Annotated in this window: 19 protein-coding genes; 10 read left to right on the top strand and 9 right to left on the bottom strand. The window is 53.3% G+C overall.

What is annotated here, in order from left to right:
- Nucleotides 1-51 precede the first annotated feature (51 nt).
- Entirely contained in the window at nucleotides 52-1281 is a 1230-nt protein-coding gene (locus tag MWU61_RS09395) for an MFS transporter (RefSeq protein WP_247128087.1), read from the top strand.
- On the opposite strand, the gene MWU61_RS09400 is transcribed toward MWU61_RS09395, so the two are convergent.
- From MWU61_RS09400 to MWU61_RS09410, 3 genes are read right to left on the bottom strand one after another with little or no spacing between them, the layout of a single operon-like run.
- Nucleotides 1264-1848 carry a Smr/MutS family protein gene (locus MWU61_RS09400; protein ID WP_247128088.1) on the bottom strand — a complete coding sequence of 195 codons (585 nt, stop codon included), beginning with the start codon at nucleotides 1846-1848 and terminating at the stop codon, nucleotides 1264-1266. The genes MWU61_RS09395 and MWU61_RS09400 overlap by 18 nt on opposite strands.
- Nucleotides 1848-2885 (bottom strand): MltA domain-containing protein, encoded by a 1038-nt coding sequence (locus MWU61_RS09405; RefSeq protein WP_247128089.1) that lies wholly within the window; start codon nucleotides 2883-2885, stop codon nucleotides 1848-1850. Before MWU61_RS09405 ends, MWU61_RS09400 begins: the two co-directional genes overlap by 1 nt.
- 6 nt (nucleotides 2886-2891) lie before the next feature.
- Nucleotides 2892-3542, bottom strand: a complete 651-nt coding sequence (locus MWU61_RS09410) for a Tim44/TimA family putative adaptor protein (protein WP_247128090.1) — start codon at nucleotides 3540-3542, stop codon at nucleotides 2892-2894.
- Between the two features lie 110 nt (nucleotides 3543-3652).
- Between MWU61_RS09410 and MWU61_RS09415 the strand changes: the two genes are divergently transcribed.
- Both MWU61_RS09415 and secB read left to right on the top strand, forming a co-directional pair.
- On the top strand, nucleotides 3653-4150 hold the full coding sequence (locus MWU61_RS09415) for an FxsA family protein (protein ID WP_247128091.1): 498 nt from the start codon (nucleotides 3653-3655) through the stop codon (nucleotides 4148-4150).
- A gap of 69 nt (nucleotides 4151-4219) precedes the next feature.
- A complete protein-coding gene (secB, locus tag MWU61_RS09420; RefSeq protein WP_247128092.1) occupies nucleotides 4220-4729 on the top strand; it encodes a protein-export chaperone SecB in 510 nt (169 codons plus the stop codon).
- A gap of 10 nt (nucleotides 4730-4739) precedes the next feature.
- Here secB and dnaQ read toward each other — a convergent pair whose 3' ends face one another.
- The 4 genes from dnaQ to MWU61_RS09440 are packed head-to-tail and all read right to left on the bottom strand — an operon-like array spanning nucleotide 4740 to nucleotide 7480.
- Nucleotides 4740-5474, bottom strand: a complete 735-nt coding sequence (dnaQ, locus tag MWU61_RS09425) for a DNA polymerase III subunit epsilon (protein ID WP_247128093.1) — start codon at nucleotides 5472-5474, stop codon at nucleotides 4740-4742.
- The gene (coaE, locus tag MWU61_RS09430; RefSeq protein ID WP_247128094.1) at nucleotides 5467-6054 is read right to left on the bottom strand and encodes a dephospho-CoA kinase; all 588 of its coding nucleotides are present in this window, start codon (nucleotides 6052-6054) and stop codon (nucleotides 5467-5469) included. Before coaE ends, dnaQ begins: the two co-directional genes overlap by 8 nt.
- The gene (locus MWU61_RS09435) at nucleotides 6051-6884 is read right to left on the bottom strand and encodes a shikimate dehydrogenase (protein ID WP_247128095.1); all 834 of its coding nucleotides are present in this window, start codon (nucleotides 6882-6884) and stop codon (nucleotides 6051-6053) included. Before MWU61_RS09435 ends, coaE begins: the two co-directional genes overlap by 4 nt.
- The gene (locus MWU61_RS09440) at nucleotides 6881-7480 is read right to left on the bottom strand and encodes a nucleoside triphosphate pyrophosphatase (protein WP_247128096.1); all 600 of its coding nucleotides are present in this window, start codon (nucleotides 7478-7480) and stop codon (nucleotides 6881-6883) included. Before MWU61_RS09440 ends, MWU61_RS09435 begins: the two co-directional genes overlap by 4 nt.
- Nucleotides 7481-7880: 400 nt before the next feature.
- On the opposite strand from MWU61_RS09440, the gene MWU61_RS09445 reads away from it, so the two are divergent.
- The 7 genes from MWU61_RS09445 (at nucleotide 7881) to MWU61_RS09475 (ending at nucleotide 15215) form a co-directional block, all read left to right on the top strand.
- Complete coding sequence (locus MWU61_RS09445) at nucleotides 7881-8333, top strand: CopD family protein (protein ID WP_247128097.1); 453 nt, start codon at nucleotides 7881-7883, stop codon at nucleotides 8331-8333.
- 115 nt (nucleotides 8334-8448) lie between these two features.
- Complete coding sequence (gene rho, locus MWU61_RS09450) at nucleotides 8449-9720, top strand: transcription termination factor Rho (protein WP_247128098.1); 1272 nt, start codon at nucleotides 8449-8451, stop codon at nucleotides 9718-9720.
- A gap of 30 nt (nucleotides 9721-9750) precedes the next feature.
- Nucleotides 9751-11031 (top strand): tRNA uridine-5-carboxymethylaminomethyl(34) synthesis GTPase MnmE, encoded by a 1281-nt coding sequence (gene mnmE, locus MWU61_RS09455; protein WP_247128099.1) that lies wholly within the window; start codon nucleotides 9751-9753, stop codon nucleotides 11029-11031.
- Nucleotides 11032-11043: 12 nt separating this feature from the next.
- A complete protein-coding gene (gene mnmG / locus MWU61_RS09460) occupies nucleotides 11044-12909 on the top strand; it encodes a tRNA uridine-5-carboxymethylaminomethyl(34) synthesis enzyme MnmG (RefSeq protein WP_247128100.1) in 1866 nt (621 codons plus the stop codon).
- Nucleotide 12910: 1 nt separating this feature from the next.
- The gene (gene rsmG / locus MWU61_RS09465) at nucleotides 12911-13522 is read left to right on the top strand and encodes a 16S rRNA (guanine(527)-N(7))-methyltransferase RsmG (protein WP_247128102.1); all 612 of its coding nucleotides are present in this window, start codon (nucleotides 12911-12913) and stop codon (nucleotides 13520-13522) included.
- Entirely contained in the window at nucleotides 13512-14327 is an 816-nt protein-coding gene (locus tag MWU61_RS09470) for an AAA family ATPase (RefSeq protein WP_247128104.1), read from the top strand. Before rsmG ends, MWU61_RS09470 begins: the two co-directional genes overlap by 11 nt.
- A gap of 3 nt (nucleotides 14328-14330) precedes the next feature.
- A complete protein-coding gene (locus MWU61_RS09475) occupies nucleotides 14331-15215 on the top strand; it encodes a ParB/RepB/Spo0J family partition protein (protein WP_247128106.1) in 885 nt (294 codons plus the stop codon).
- Here the strand turns inward: MWU61_RS09475 and hemW are convergent.
- Nucleotides 15212-16369 carry a radical SAM family heme chaperone HemW gene (hemW, locus tag MWU61_RS09480; protein ID WP_247128107.1) on the bottom strand — a complete coding sequence of 386 codons (1158 nt, stop codon included), beginning with the start codon at nucleotides 16367-16369 and terminating at the stop codon, nucleotides 15212-15214. The genes MWU61_RS09475 and hemW overlap by 4 nt on opposite strands.
- Entirely contained in the window at nucleotides 16362-16970 is a 609-nt protein-coding gene (gene rdgB, locus MWU61_RS09485; RefSeq protein ID WP_247128108.1) for an RdgB/HAM1 family non-canonical purine NTP pyrophosphatase, read from the bottom strand. Before rdgB ends, hemW begins: the two co-directional genes overlap by 8 nt.
- Between the last annotated feature and the right edge of the window lies 1 nt (nucleotide 16971).

Raw genomic sequence — 16971 nt, forward strand, 5'->3', positions numbered from 1 at the left:
CTGGGCAAAAGCGGTCTTTCCTTCCAATCCGCTTCGGCGCAATGTCGCGCCATGACTCCAGGCTACATCCAGTTCATGCGCGAAAATGCACCCTTCCTTGCGACGGGTGCGCTCTTATCGTTTCTGTCCTCCTTCGGGCAGACGTTTTTCATCGCTGTGTTCGCGGGGGACATTAGGGCCGAATTCAATCTGTCCCACGGTGACTGGGGCCTGCTGTATATGTTGGGCACGGGCGCATCCGCTGTCGCGATGGTGTTCGCTGGTGGTTTGGCGGACCGGTTCCGCGTACGCAGCCTTGGCATTATCGTCGCTGCCATGCTCGCCGCTGCCTGTTTCACAATGGCCTACAACACCACAACGATCATCTTGCCATTTGTGATCTTTGCGCTGCGCTTTACTGGCCAAGGCATGATGACCCACACTGCCGTTGTTGCTATGGCCCGCTGGTTTGTCGCGACACGGGGCAAGGCGCTGGCAATTGCCGGACTTGGCTACATGCTAGCCGAGGCAACATTGCCGCTCACCTTCGTTTGGCTAAAAACGTTCGCAAGCTGGCGCACGTTGTGGATCTGCGCAGCGATCTTCACGCTTGCGATGATCCCTGTGTTGATCCGCCTCTTGCGTCTTGAACGCACACCACAATCCGTGACCCAAGAAAATGCATCACCCGGTATGGGCGGCCACCATTGGACACGCCGCGACGCTTTGCGCCACCCCCTTTTCTGGGCGTTGACGCCCACCATCATGTTCTTTCCCGCCTTCGCGACCGCCTTTTGGTTCCACCAAGTCCATTTCGCCGAACTGAAAGGATACAGCCACCTCGCGCTCGTGTCCGTCTTTCCAATCGGAACGGGGGTACTTGCGGTATCCAGCATCGCTTACGGATGGTTGATCGACCGGATTGGCGCCAAGACCATTCTGCCGTTTTACTTGTTGCCGTTGGTCGCCGCGTTCACCCTGCACTGGTCCGCCGATCACCTTGCATGGACAGCGCTGGCCGTATGTCTCATGGGGCTCGCGGGTGGTGGGCAGGCGACAGTATTGATGGCGATCTGGTCCGAATTCTACGGCACGCGTCACATCGGATCGATCAAGGCGGCGGCGACGGCCGTGATGGTGCTGGGCTCCGCCATCGGTCCCGGATTGTCGGGTTGGTTGATCGACGTAGGTGTTGGGTTTGAACAGCAAATGTTGGGGTACGCTGCATCGTTTATCGTCGCGATTTCGGTGATGCTAGTCCCGCTCAAAAACGCATCCAAAGATCTACCGACTGCGCCGTAAATACACGTAATAGGCCCCATGCCCTCCGTGTTTCAGATGGGCAGGCGTGACCTGCAAAATCGCCTGCGCCATTGGCGGTAAAGCAAGCCATTGTGGCACTTGATGCCGCAAAATCCCGTTGCGCACGGGGATCGCATACCCTTCATCGCGTTCTTTACCCTTACCCGTGATCACGAGCACAAGTCGTTTGCCAACAGCCTGCGCGCCTAGGATGAACGCAACCAATTCAGGATGCGCCTCGGACAATGTCATCCCGTGCAGATCAAGCCGTCCTTCCGGTTTCAGCTTGCCCTTCGTCATCCGCCCGTAGTTCTTGGCGTCCATATTCACGGGGGCCGATTGCAGTCGTGCACCAACAGGTTTCAGCACATCATTGGGGCGTTTCGGGTCGGCCTTCGCGCCAACCATGAAATCCTGAATAATATCGCGTTCGCGCGGGGCTGCTTTCTTAGGTGGTGCGGCCGGTTCAGGTGTCTTTGGCCGTTTTGGATCAAGCGGTTTCATCCGGCCCGCCACGGAATCCCATAGGTCCCGTTCTTCGGGTGACAGATGCCGTGGCTTGCGCATTATTCAATCACATCGTCAGGTAATTTCGCGAAAGCACGCTGGATCGGCAGCAGCACAACAATGCGGCCCGTGTCCTTGACCCGACCCGCATCGCGTCCTGCCTGATCACCCGTGCCATAGAAAATATCGGCGCGTTGGGCACCCTTGATCGCAGAACCAGTATCCTGCGCAATCATCAGACGATTGAGCGGATCAGCGCCTTCTTTTTCAATCCAGACCGGAGCGCCAAGTTTTGTGATCGACGGATCAACGGCAATCGACCGCATCGTCGTAATCGACCTGTTCATCGCGCCAAGCGGGCCTTTGTCGGCAGGTACTTCACTGACTTCACGGAAGAAGACGTAGCTGTCGTTCACCCACAACAATTCGCGACCTTCTTCGGGATTGTCATTCACCCAATTACGGATCACATCGGCGGACACCTGATGCTGTTCAAAAATCCCGCGGCTGACCAGTTCCAGCCCAACGGACGAATAATCTCGCCCGTTCTTACCGCCATATCCGACGCGCAAACCACCACCATCTGGCAGTTTCACCCGACCGGACCCTTGGACCTGCAAAAAAAACAGATCAACGGGATCAGCCAGCCAAGCGATTTCCAATCCCTTGCCCGCCAGCAGATCACCCTCCTGCAATTCACGGCGGGTGGCATAGGGTTGACCAGCCACAAGATCATCAGGGACCGCGTAGATGGGATGTTGGTATTCACCACCGCGGGTCCGTGATCCGCGCAATTCCGGTTCAAAATAGCCAGTGAACAACATCGGTTCACCATCTTCGATCAGCACAGGCTGAAAGAACAATTCAAAGAACGCCTTCGCATCAGGTGCATCAGCCGCGTAGGCGCACAAATTTTCCCATTCGGGGTCATTGATATCGCGGCAGGTGTTCAAAAACGTGGAAAGGGCCGCCTGATGATCATCAGCGGCCCAGCCATTCAGGTCGTCAAACCCAAGCATTGTATATGTCGGATCAGCCAATGCGGCCCCCGCTGGCATCAAGCCAAGCCATGCAAATGCGACCGCACGACCCAGCATGAAATGTTATTCACCCGTGGCGACAAGACGCCAATTCGGATCGTCGGACCCCATGTCATGGGCAAAGGTCCAGACATCTTTCTGGCGTTTGATCTCGTTTGGATCGCCTTCGACGATGTCGCCACCTTTATCACGAACCAGATAGGCCAGTTCGGATTTAAAGCGGACCGTCAGTTCGGCCTCTTTTGTGGTCTCATCAAATTCCGCATCAACAAGCGCTAGGTCAGACAGGCCAACAAACGTGGCTTCAATCGTCAGACCTTGCTGTTCGCGCTGGTCAATTACGCTGGCGAACGCTTCGAACACGTCTTCGGAAATGAACGGCACAACGCCTTCCAATTCACCTTGTTCAAACGCCATCAAGATCATCTCGTAGGCACCTTTAGCACCACCGAGGAATTCACCCACGTGGAAAGATGGGTCAACGCGTTTCATCGCAGCCAAGGCTTTCGCCATGTCGCTGCCTTCTTCCGCATGATCTGTGATGTCCAGATCAGGACCACCTTCGATCACTTCTAGATCAGGACCGCGGCGCTGCGGCTGGACCACATCGGGTTTTTCAAAACCTTCCCGCGTTCCCAGAACACTGCGCAGACGCAAAATTAGAAACACAGCAATGCCAACCAATACCAGCAGCTGAATAATCGAGTTGTTCATTCGGACCTCATCCTCGGAAACCATGGAAAAACGCATAGCAATGCTTATGTAGGTTCGAGAAGGGTGCGAGTCCACCTTTCGCACCAAGAAGTCGCACAAGAGGCACCCTTATGTGGTTGTTATTCGCATTTATCGCCGTTCCGCTGATCGAAATCGGTCTATTTATCCAAGTCGGCGGCGCAATTGGCCTTTGGCCGACGCTGTTGATCGTCCTTTTGACGGCGATGCTCGGGTCGTGGCTGGTTAAATCGCAAGGCGCGCGTGAACTGGCAAATCTACGTGGTTCGTTCAATGAACTGCGTGACCCGACCGAACCATTGGCGAACGGGGCGATGATCCTTTTTGCAGGCGCACTCTTGCTGACACCAGGATTCTTCACTGATGCCTTCGGATTTGCGCTGCTGGTCCCGCAGTTTCGCGCAGCTGCATTTCGCGCGTTGAAATCGCGAGTGAACGTGCAAAGCTTCACAATGGGCGGCGCCGAAAACCACCAACCCCACGAACACCATCATCGCGGGCCGCAAGATCGTGTCATCGACGGTGAATTCAGCGACGTCACACAAACCCACGACAGCCCACGTCGCCCATCGGGGTGGACAAAACACTAACGTGGTTGAGGCTGGTGCAACGTCCTGCTACCAATTCGCGAAATCAATTTTTAAAGGCCGGAGCATCCCATGGCAGACGAAACACCAGAGACAGCAGCAGCAACACCGCAAGAACAAGCCATGCAGGCGAAAAGCCGCGTTTTGGCACAGTACATCCGCGACCTTTCTTTCGAAAACATCCTTGCGCAAAAGGGTGCCAGCCCTGATGCGAAACCTGAAATCAAAGTTCAGGTAAACCTTGATGCGAAAAAACGGTCTGCTGAAAACCAGTTCGAAATCATCACAAAGCTGAACATCACCAGCAGCGCGAAAGACTCCGGCGAGCCGTTGTTCGTACTGGAACTGGAATATGCTGGAATCTTCCACGTTGAAGGCGTGCCAGAAGAACAGATGCACCCGTACTTGTTGATCGAATGCCCCCGCATCACGTTCCCATTCGTGCGCCGTGTGGTCAGCGATGTGACACGCGACGGTGGCTTCCCGCCGCTGAACCTCGAAACAATCGACTTCTTGCAGCTGTACCGCTCTGAAATCGCGCGTCGCGTTGAAGCGCAAAAAGCTGAAACACCTGTTCAGTAAGGTTTGGACGCTAATTTAGCGTCTTCCACAAAGCATCGTCGCCCAAGCTATCAATGAATTTAGCGTGGGCGGCGGCCTCTTCTTGGGAAATACGCGAAGGCAAGGGATCAGGACGGCGCGATGGCCGCCAATCTTCATCAGATTCGCCCGCCTTTTGTGTCGTAGCCGCCTGCAAAACCATGCCGGGCTGACGACCACCGATCAGCTCCAGATACACTTCCGCCAGAATTTCACTATCCAGCAACGCGCCGTGCAGCGTCCGGTTTGTGTTGTCGATGCCAAACCGGCGACACAACGCATCCAAAGACGCAGGCGAACCGGGGAATTTGCGCCGCGCAATAGCCAGCGTATCCAACGATTGATCCATCGGTAAAAGCGGACGGTTCAGCCAGCCCAGTTCGGCGTTCAGGAACTTCATATCGAATGCTGCATTGTGGATCACCATGCGGGAATCCCCGACAAAATCGATGAAATCCTGTGCGACATCAGCAAAGACTGGTTTGTCCTTTAGAATTACCTCACCCGGTTTCGGATCACGTGGCACATCAAGCAAATCGGGACCGATCCCATGCACACCGAACGCACCTTCCGGCATCGACCGCATCGGGTTGATATATTGGTGATATGTGCGGCCAGTCGGCACGTGGCCAATCAGTTCAACCGCACCGATTTCAACGATCCGGTCGCCTTCATGCGGTTCAAAGCCTGTGGTTTCGGTATCAAGAACGATTTCGCGATCAGCCATGGGTAGCCTTCAAGTCAGTCATCAGTTTCGCGACAGCATCACGGGTCGCTTCCAGTTCAAGTGTCTCAATGACATGATCCGCTTTGGCGCGTTTATCCGCATCCGGCATTTGGTGTGACAAGATCATATCAAACGCCTGTTTTGTCATGCCCTTACGCGATAGAACGCGGTTTTCCTGCACGTCAGCGGGGGCAGAGACACAGATCGTCACGTCGATCCATTTCTCAGCACCCGTTTCAAAGAGCAGAGGAATATCCAGCAGAACAAAATCGGCGTCTTTGTGATCGTCCAGAAACGCCTGACGATCAGCAGCGACAAGTGGGTGCACGATTTCCTGAATTTTCTCCAACACGCCCTCACGGTCCGCCATCATATCTTTCAGCTTGCCACGATCCACGGCGCCATTGGTGATCGCCATCGGGTAGACGTCAGATACAGGACCAACAGCCGTCCCACCAACACTGTAAATCCGGTGAACAGCAGCATCCGCATCCCAGACAGGCACGCCAAGATCCGCGAACATCTGCGCCGTCGTGGATTTTCCCATCCCGATCGAACCCGTCAGACCAAGTGTGATCATCGTAGCATCACCTGCCGCAGATCATCGTCAACTTCGGGGCGAACACCAAACCACCGTTCAAACCCCGGCACGCCTTGGTGCAGCAACATCCCAAGACCATCAACGACGGTACAGCCCGCCTTTTCCGCTTCATCCAACAACCGCGTGCGCAATGGCGTATAAACCAGATCGGTCACAACCATTCCCGGGCGCAAACCATCTAACGGCACACGGAATTCGGCGGCACCCTTCATCCCAAGCGATGTCGTATTCACAACTGTGCTGGCATCATCCAGCATATTACCCGCCTGCACCCAGTCCACGACTTTGATCCGCGCACCAAATTCGGACTTTAGCGCCTCGGCCTTCGGGCGCGTCCGGTTCGACAGGTAAATCTCGGGCACACCCGCATCAGCAAGTGCGACGATCACAGCACGCGCCGCGCCACCCGCGCCAAAGATCGCAGCAGGGCCGGCCTTTGGATTCCAGTCAGGCGCGTTTTGTTTGATATTCGCCATAAACCCGTAGCCATCGGTGTTATCGGCGTAAATCTTACCGTCTTTCTTGAAAATCAACGTATTGGCGGCACCAATTAACGTGGCACGGTCGCTGACCTGATCAGCAATCGACATCACGTTGACCTTATGCGGGATCGTGACGTTTGCGCCCGCGAACCCCATCAAGGGCATCGTACGGATCACACGTTCCAGATCGTCCTCGTGAACGTGCAGCGGCACATAATCACCCAACAGGCCATATTTCCGCAGCCAGTATTTGTGCATTTTGGGTGATTTCGAATGCGAGATCGGATTCCCGATCACGCCAGCCAATGGAATAACAGTCACACTCATCCGTCTAAAGTCCCGCGCAAGGTTAGATACGATAGTAACTCTAGTAACGGCAGACCAAGGACATTGAAATAGTCGCCCTCAACACGGTGAAACAGGCGTGCGCCTTCTTCTTCCAGTTTATAGGCACCAACCGCGTGACGAATGCTGTCCCAATTCCGGTCGACATAACCTTCAAGATAAGCGTCAGAGGCATCGCGCATATGCAAACGAACGACGCCAACATGACGCCATTGCGGTTTCCCTTCGCCATAAAGAACAGCAGCCGACAACAACTGATGGACCTTACCGCGCATCATCTTCAACTGGGCAAGGGCATCATCCGGCGATGTGGGCTTGGATAACGTCTGTTGTTGAAAGGCTAACACCTGATCACAGCCAATCACCAAAGCATCGGGATGTTTTGACGCAACCTTGCGGGCTTTCATCTCGGCTAAGGTATCGGCAATGTCGCGGGGCGGGGCGTCTTCGGCCTGAAGGGCTTGTTTGATCGCATCTTCATCCACGCGGGCAACAACGACATCGAAATCGACACCAGCATTGCGCAAAAGCGTCGCGCGGATTTCAGAACCAGAGGCAAGGATAATCGGATCAGCCATGTGGATAACCTTTTGGAAAAATGCGTGAAGAATCTGAGCACACATCTGAGGGTAAATCGACCCAACCAGCGGCTTGGGTATAACCCCGACTTTTTGCCCAGAGTTCAGCCCGTTTGTCCACGGTGGATGAGGATAAGTCAGGCTTGTGGACGAATCGCACGCTATGCGAGAGTCAATGGATGACGCTAAGTCATCGAACGCAAAGAATGAAGAATAAACCATTGAAATAATTAAATATACTGAAATAAGTATACAAAAGTTCACAAAATATGGTCGGTCTCAACCGGTGGATAACTTGCCGGATAAAAAAAGAAACCACAGAAAACGACGACACTATAATCATCATCATCTTTCTAATACTTAATATATATTTAAGAGTAGAAAGAATAAGGACAGCGCTATGATCGACCTGCTTAGCTATCTCTATCCATGGATCAAAATGCTACACATCGCAGCCGTGATCAGCTGGATGGCAGCGCTGTTCTATTTGCCTAGATTATTGGTGCATCACGTCGAACGGACAACACCTGGTTCAGGGTCAGAGATGGATCAAACGTTCCAGATGATGGAAGAAAAACTGCACCGTGTGATCATGAACCCTGCGATGATGGTTGCGTGGGTCTGCGGATTGATCATGATCGGGCTAGGGATGCTGGATTTAGGGGCCGTATGGGGCTGGGCCAAGCTGTTGGGTGTCATCGCTATGACGGTGTTCCACGTGTGGTTAGGCAAGCAACGTAAAGCGGTGGCAGTCGGGCAGGCGAAGACGGGTCGTCAATACCGAATGGCAAACGAAATTCCGACAGTTCTGATGCTTGTCATTCTCGTCGCTGTTGTCGTTCGTCCGTTTTGATTGACTCGGCAAGCTGAAAAACCTACACAGCAGGCGCACCCCGTTCGGGGACCGCATTTTCCAGATTTGTTTTGAAAGTCGCGCAACCCATGGGCCTGCGCGTGGATAACTGTATATGACCCACCGTCTGAACCTTGCCGACCTGAAAGCGCAAAGCCCGAAGGACCTGCTGTCTCTCGCTGAAGAGCTCGAGATCGAAAACGCGTCCACCATGCGTAAAGGCGATATGATGTTCGCCATTCTGCGCGAACGTGCGGATGAAGAATGGGTAATCGGCGGCGACGGCGTTCTGGAAGTGCTGCAAGACGGCTTTGGTTTCCTGCGTTCACCAGAAGCGAACTACCTACCAGGCCCCGACGATATTTACGTGTCGCCTGAAATGATCCGGCTCCATTCCTTGCGGACTGGGGATACGGTTCAAGGGGTCATTAAAGAACCACTTGAAAACGAACGCTATTTCGCGCTGATCTCGGTTGAATCTATCAACTTCGAAGAACCGGAAAAAGCAAAACACAAAGTCGCCTTCGATAACCTGACACCGCTCTATCCAGATGAGCGGCTGAACATGGAAGTCAAATCAGAGAACAACACCAAAGACCGATCTGCGCGGATTATCGACCTTGTGTCGCCAATCGGTAAAGGACAGCGGTCCTTGATCGTTGCACCTCCGCGGACAGGTAAAACGGTTCTGCTGCAAAACATCGCGAACAGCATCGAAAAGAACCACCCTGAATGCTACCTGATCGTTCTGTTGATCGACGAACGGCCGGAAGAAGTTACAGACATGCAGCGGTCCGTGAAGGGCGAAGTTGTGTCTTCTACATTCGACGAACCAGCAACGCGTCACGTGGCTGTGTCCGAAATGGTTATCGAAAAAGCGAAACGTCTCGTCGAACACAAACGCGACGTTGTCATTCTGCTCGATTCCATCACGCGTTTGGGCCGTGCATTCAACACGACAGTGCCGTCATCCGGTAAAGTTCTGACCGGTGGTGTGGATGCGAACGCCTTGCAACGTCCAAAGCGTTTCTTTGGTGCGGCGCGGAACATCGAAGAAGGCGGGTCTTTGACTATCATCGCGACAGCGCTGATCGACACAGGCAGCCGGATGGACGAAGTCATCTTCGAAGAATTCAAAGGGACGGGTAACTCCGAAATCGTGCTGGATCGTAAGGTTGCAGATAAGCGCGTCTTCCCAGCGATGGATATTCTCAAGTCCGGTACGCGGAAAGAAGAGCTGTTGGTCGATAAGATTGATCTTCAGAAAACCTATGTGCTGCGCCGTATCCTGAACCCAATGGGGACCACGGATGCGATCGAATTCCTGATCGGGAAATTGAAGCAGACAAAGACAAACGAAGACTTCTTCGACTCAATGAACACATAAATTATTATTCCTAAACAATGGGTTAGGATGATGGATACGATTTTTGCCTTGGCGACAGCACAGGGACGGGCAGGCGTTGCAGTTGTGCGCTTGTCTGGCCCTGATGCGGTGGCCGCGGCGCAAGATATCATGTCAAATGTGCCAGCAGATCGCGGTGTGCGGCGCATTATCGACGCAGATGGTGTCTTGCTTGATGAGGCCTTGGTTCTGCGGTTTCCATCTGGGCAAAGCTTTACCGGTGAAGAGGTCGTCGAACTTCAATTACACGGAAGCCCGGCTGTTGTGGCGGCGGTGCTACGTGTTCTCGGCGATCATCCGTTGCTGCGCCAAGCGGAAGCAGGTGAATTTACCAAACGAGCGCTCGAAAACGGACGACTCGATCTGGCACAGGTCGAAGGTCTTGCCGATTTGATCGACGCTGAAACCGAAGGACAGCGGAAACAAGCGCTTCGCGTTTTTTCCGGCGAACTTGGGCAACGGGCGGAAGATTGGCGGCGCAAGCTGATCAGAGCGACAGCTTTGTTGGAAGCAACCATCGACTTCGCAGATGAAGAGGTACCGGTCGACACGCGGCCCGAAGTGAAAGAACTGATTCTTGATGTACGGGATAGCCTTGTTCGCGAACATGACGGCGTGCAGATTGCCGAACGCGTTCGTGACGGTTTCGAAGTTGCAATTGTCGGCGCGCCTAATGTTGGCAAATCTACGTTACTCAACAGGATTGCGGGGCGCGATGCAGCGATCACTTCTGATATTGCGGGTACAACACGCGATGTGATCGAGGTGCGTTTCGACTTAGACGGTTTACCTGTCACATTCCTGGACACTGCAGGACTGCGCGAAAGCGAAGATCAGATCGAAATGATGGGTGTCGCGCGTGCGAAAGACCGAGCAACCGCAGCCGATCTTCGCGTGTATATGTTGCTTGATGGCGAAACCGCTCAACTACATATGGTAGATGGTGATATTATCGTGCGCGCCAAAGGAGATGTTGAACCTTCCGACGATTTTGCCATTTCCGGTAAAACAGGTGCAGGTGTTGACGAACTGATCAATCGTATCGGAACAGAGTTAAAGCAACGTGTTGCTTCTGTTGGGGTTGCGATGCGCGAACGTCATCGGATTGCGCTAAAACAAGGGATCGAAGGGCTTGATGTGGCAATCGGTTCCATTGATGATCCCTTGGGAATGAGCGATCTCATTGCCGAAGATCTACGCACGGCAATTCGGGCTGTCGATTCGCTTGTTGGTCGTGTAGATGTTGAACACGTCTTGGACGAAATCTTCATGAGTTTTTGCATCGGCAAATAAGGAGTGTTTCACGTGAAACATTACGACGTCATTGTTGTTGGCGGCGGGCACGCCGGAACCGAAGCTGCGCATGCGGCGGCCAGAATGGGTGTTGAAACCGCTCTGGTGACGCTTCGTGCAGATACTATTGGTGTCATGTCTTGTAATCCGGCCATCGGCGGACTGGGAAAAGGACATCTCGTTCGTGAAATTGACGCGCTTGATGGTGTCATGGGTACAGTCGCTGATCTCGCAGGTATCCAGTTCAGGCTTCTGAATCGTACAAAAGGTCCAGCAGTGCAGGGTCCGCGTGCGCAATCTGATCGCGCAATCTATCGTCGTGAAATGCAACACCTTACTAGCGAACAGCAATATCTCGATGTGATTGAAGGCGAAGTCGCTGATTTCATCATGAAAGACGGGAAGGTCGCCGGCATCACGCTCCCAGATGGGAGCGAGATTCATGCGCAAGCGGTCATTTTGACAACGGGTACATTCCTTCGCGGGGTTATTCATGTAGGTGATGTCGCGAAGCCGGGTGGTCGTATGGGGGAACAGCCTTCGATTAAATTAGCCGAACGTATCGATTCCTTCGATCTTCCGCTTGGACGACTCAAAACTGGTACGCCGCCACGCTTAGATGGACGTACGATCGCATGGGATAAGCTCGAGATGCAGGCGGGTGATGACGCGCCAACGATGTTCTCTTTCATGTCAAAAACGCCAACCGCCCAGCAAATTTCGTGTGGTATTACCCATACAAATGAAGCAACGCATGATATCATTCGTGAGAACCTGAAGCGCTCGGCGATGTATGGTGGGCACATAGATGGCATTGGGCCACGGTATTGCCCTTCAATCGAAGATAAAATCGTTCGGTTTGCGGATAAGACGTCACACCAGATTTTCTTGGAACCTGAAGGGGTTACCGATCATACCGTCTATCCGAATGGTATCTCAACATCGTTGCCGGTGGATGTTCAGGACGACTACGTTCATTCGATCTACGGACTGGAAGACGCCAAAATTTTGCAACCGGGATACGCCATTGAATACGATTACGTTGATCCGCGTGCGTTGAGCCTCACATTGGAATTGAAAGACGTGCCGGGGCTTTATCTTGCCGGTCAAATCAACGGAACTACTGGATACGAAGAAGCAGCAGCTCAAGGATTGGTTGCTGGTTTGAATGCGGCGCGACGCATCAAGGGCAAAGAAGCGCTGCACTTTAGCCGGCGCTCTTCCTACATCGGGGTTATGATTGACGATCTCACGACTAGAGGCGTCAGCGAACCATATCGCATGTTTACCTCTCGGGCTGAATTCCGGTTGTCGCTGCGCGCTGACAACGCCGATCAGCGATTGACAGGCCTAGGTCGTGAGGTTGGTTGTGTTTCAGATGCTCGGTGGCGGGCGTTTTCTGAAAAGATGACGGCGATCGATGCAACGAAGGCGTCTTTGGCTGATATTTCACTGTCTGCGCGAGAAATAGCAGGGCAGGATGTGAAGTTGAACGCCGACGGTCCGCGGCGCTCCGCATTGGATGCTCTGGCTTTGATCGACTTTGATTTCTCTCATATCAAACAGTTGTCAGACGCGCCTTTGACAGATGATCCCGTGATCCAACAGCAGGTTAAGTGCGATGCGCTTTACGCCAACTACATTGCGCGGCAAGAGAAAGACATTGCTGCAATGGAGAGGGATGAAGCGCAGATCATTCCCTCAGACCTCGATTATGCGTCAATCAACGGGCTATCTAACGAAATGGTGGCAAAACTGACAAAAGCGCGACCTGAAACCATTGCGAAGGCTGGTAGAGTTGATGGTGTTACCCCAGCAGCGCTCATGTTAATTCTTAGCTGTTTGCGGAAGTCCTCAGTTAAAAAGACCGGTAGTTAATATGATCGAAAAAATTGGCGTCAGTGTTTCACGTGAAACAATTCAACATCTCGAAGCATTTGGTGAGCTTACTGCAAAATGGACTGCCAAGATCAATTTGATCGCAAAATCAACAGTCCCAGATATTTGGAACCGACATATTATCGATTCCGCGCAAGTGTTCCAGTTTGCTGATAGCCCGAAGCATTGGGTAGATATCGGCAGTGGCGGTGGCTTCCCAGGGATCGTTACGGCAATTATCGCAAAAGAACTGTCGCCAGATACAAAGTTCACACTGATCGAAAGCGATGCGCGTAAGTGCACATTTCTGAGAACCGCAATTCGCGAACTCGGATTGAACGCCTATGTAATACCACAACGTATAGAACATGCAGCTCCACAAGACGCAGATATAGTAAGCGCGCGTGCATTGGCGAGCATTGAAGACTTGCTGCCGATGATCGAAGTGCATCTGCGTCCAGAGGGGCAGGCGCTTTTGATGAAGGGTCGGACATACGCCGAAGAATTGAATGCCGTTCGTGGTAATTGGGACTTTGATTTGGCTGAATACACCAGTATCACCGAACTAGACTCACGCATTCTCTCACTGAAAAGGATCGCCCGTGCCGCATAATCGCCGCAGTACCGGACCTAAAATTATCGCTGTTGCGAACCAAAAGGGTGGCGTTGGCAAGACAACAACGACGATCAACCTTGGCGCGGCACTAGCCGAAGCTGGGCGTCACGTGTTGTTGGTTGACTTAGACCCACAGGGGAATGCGTCAACTGGTCTTGGTGTTGAACAGGACGATCGTGATGTTACAACGTACGATTTGCTCGCGGGCGAAGCGACGCTCGAAGAAGCCATCCAAGCGACAGATATCCAAAACCTCGCGATTATTCCGGCGACAACTGACTTAAGTTCTGCCGATATCGAACTGATCTCAAATGAAAAACGCAGCTTCCTGCTGCATGATGCACTGCGCCAGATCGATATCGACCGCTATGGTTTCGACTATGTTTTAATCGATTGCCCGCCGTCGTTGAATATTCTGACGGTGAACGCGATGGTCGCTGCCGATTCCGTCGTAGTCCCCCTGCAAAGTGAATTTTTCGCCTTGGAAGGTCTGTCGCAGCTTATGCTGACAATCCGCGATGTACGTCAAACCGCGAACCCGAATTTGCGGATCGAAGGCGTGGCACTCACCATGTACGACAGCCGCAACAACTTATCGCAACAGGTTGAAATGGACGCGCGCGACAATCTGGGTGATCTTGTGTTCCAGACCGTAATCCCGCGGAACGTCCGGCTAAGCGAAGCACCATCTTTTGCCCTGCCAGTTCTGCAATACGACGCGCAATCCAAGGGCAGTCAGGCGTATCGCGCGCTTGCAAAAGAAATCATCGGGCGTGAACAGCCCGCTAAGCAAAGGGCCTAAACCATGTCGAACAAACCGAACAAAAACCGTGGTCTGGGGCGTGGCTTGTCTGCATTGATGGCGGATGTCGGACCTGAACAGACGGCAGCACCACGCAAAGCGGAAACGCATCTGCCGGTCGAACGAGTACACCCAAATCCGGACCAGCCGCGTCGTGCTTTTAACGAAGATGCATTGGCTGAACTGGCGTCTTCGATCAAAGAAAAAGGCATCATTCAGCCTTTGATCGTCCGTGCAATCGCAGATCGGCCCGACCATTTTGAAATCGTTGCGGGTGAACGCCGTTGGCGCGCGTCGCAGATCGCCCAGCTGCATGAAGTGCCGGTGATTGTCCGTGAATTCGACGACACTGAAGTTCTTGAAATCGCGATTATCGAAAACATTCAACGTGCAGATCTGAACCCAGTGGACGAAGCGGCAGGGTACCGTCAGTTAATGGATCGTTTTGGGCACACCCAAGATCAGATGTCGCAGGCGCTTGGTAAAAGCCGTAGCCACATCGCGAACCTTTTGCGCCTGCTGAACCTGCCTGATGACGTGCAACGGATGTTGGTTGAAGGTCAGCTATCCGCAGGTCACGCGCGTGCTTTGGTCGGTCATCCATTTGCCAGTGCTCTGGCGCGGCAGATTGTCGAGAATGGATTGTCAGTACGCGACGCCGAACGTCTTGCAAAAAAAGACCCGAACGCGGGCGATCAGACACCAAAAGCGAAAAAGCCTGCAGGTAAAAAGGACGCCGATACGCTCCAGATCGAGGCAGAGCTTGCCGCCAATCTTGGCATGAAAGTCAGCATTGATCATTCCGGTGATGGTGAGGGCGGCAAGATGATTCTGAACTACAAAAGCCTTGATCAGCTTGACGATTTGCTGCGCGCTTTGGGCGGCTAGTCCCGTAACAGTTCGCTCAACACAGCATTCAATAATGGACGGCCTTTTGCAGTAACGCGCAATTGGCCGTCTTTCGTTTCGACCATGCCCATGTCGCGCAAACCTGCGATGTTTGCGTCATATGTGTCGCCGGACAATGCTTGCAGACGCGCCAATGATACGCCTTCTGTCACGCGCAACCCCATCAGTAGAAATTCGCTAGTTTGGTCGGGTAGGGATAAAGCGGTGCGATCACTTTCGCCGCTGCCGCCTTTGCGTACTGCTTTCAACCAATCGAACGGACCAAGCGGAGCTTCGGTCGCATAACGTTGCCCGTCAATCGTCACGCGGCCATGCGCACCAGGTCCAATTCCGACGTAATCGCCATAATGCCAGTACAACAGATTGTGCCTGCTTTCCTGTCCCGGTTTTGCGTGATTAGACACTTCGTAGGTATGGTATCCCGCATCGACCGTGATCGCTTGCGTGACTTCGTACATTTCTGTTGCGCGATCTTCGTCGGGCAAGCCGCGTAGCTTACCAGCAGCGTAGCGATCACCAAACGCAGTGCCGTCTTCGATCGTTAGTTGGTACAAGGAAAGATGGTCTATTGCGAGGTTTAGTGCCTGTTTCAGCTCAGCTTCCCACGCCCCAACAGTTTGATCCTGACGCGCATAAATCAGATCAAAACTCACCCGATCAAATACACCACGTGCGACATCAAATGCAGCCATGGCTTCGGATGCAGAATGCAAACGTCCAAGCGCTTTCAGATCCGGATCGTTCAACGCCTGCACACCCATCGACACACGGTTCACACCAGCATCGCGATATCCTCGAAACCGACCCGCTTCGACAGATGTTGGATTTGCCTCAAGCGTGATCTCGATATCGTTCGCAGCAGGCCACGCCGCGCGAACCTCGCGTAAGATCGAGTCAACCAGATCGGGGTCCATCATGCTGGGCGTGCCGCCACCAAAGAACACGGATCGCAAAACGCGTCCTTCGGTTTCCGCAGCGGTCCGGCGGATTTCGCTGATATACGCGTCGCGCCAAACCGCTTGATCAATCTCGCGCACGACGTGGCTGTTGAAGTCACAATAGGGGCATTTCGCCTGACAAAACGGCCAATGGATATAGAGGCCGAAGCCCCCGTTTTCCCAATCGTTATTCAAAGCAACCAGACACTAACTTGGCAAACGCATCAGCGCGGTGGCTGATCTTGTTCTTTTCCCAACGGTCCATTTCGCCAAACGTGATGTCGTATCCGTCTGGTTGGAACACGGGATCGTATCCGTGGCCTTCACTTCCGCGCATCGGCCAAACCAGCTGACCTGGCATGATACCGGGGAACACTTCATCGTGGCCATCCGGCCATGCAAGAACAAGCGTGCAGTTGAACTGCGCTTTACGTGAAACTTCTGCGCCTTTCGCCGCCAGCGCATCTTCGACCTTTTTCATCGCCATCGGGAAATCACGGCCATTCGGCGTTTCCGCCCAATCCGCTGTGTAAATTCCGGGTGCGCCATCTAACGCATCAACGGATAAACCACTGTCATCGGCCAAAGCAGGCAAACCAGTCGCTTTGGCCGCTGCATGTGCCTTGATCCGTGCATTGTCGATAAATGTCTGACCGTCTTCCACAGGTTCCGGCAGGCCATGATCGTCGTTAGACGAAATCTTCACGCCAAAGGGCGCAAGCAACGCTGAAATCTCTTCCAGCTTGCCCTTGTTGTGTGTCGCCACAACCAGCTGATCACCCGTGAACTTCCGCATC

Origin of the sequence: Loktanella sp. F6476L (genome assembly GCF_023015725.1) — a bacterium.
Lineage (GTDB): Bacteria > Pseudomonadota > Alphaproteobacteria > Rhodobacterales > Rhodobacteraceae > Yoonia.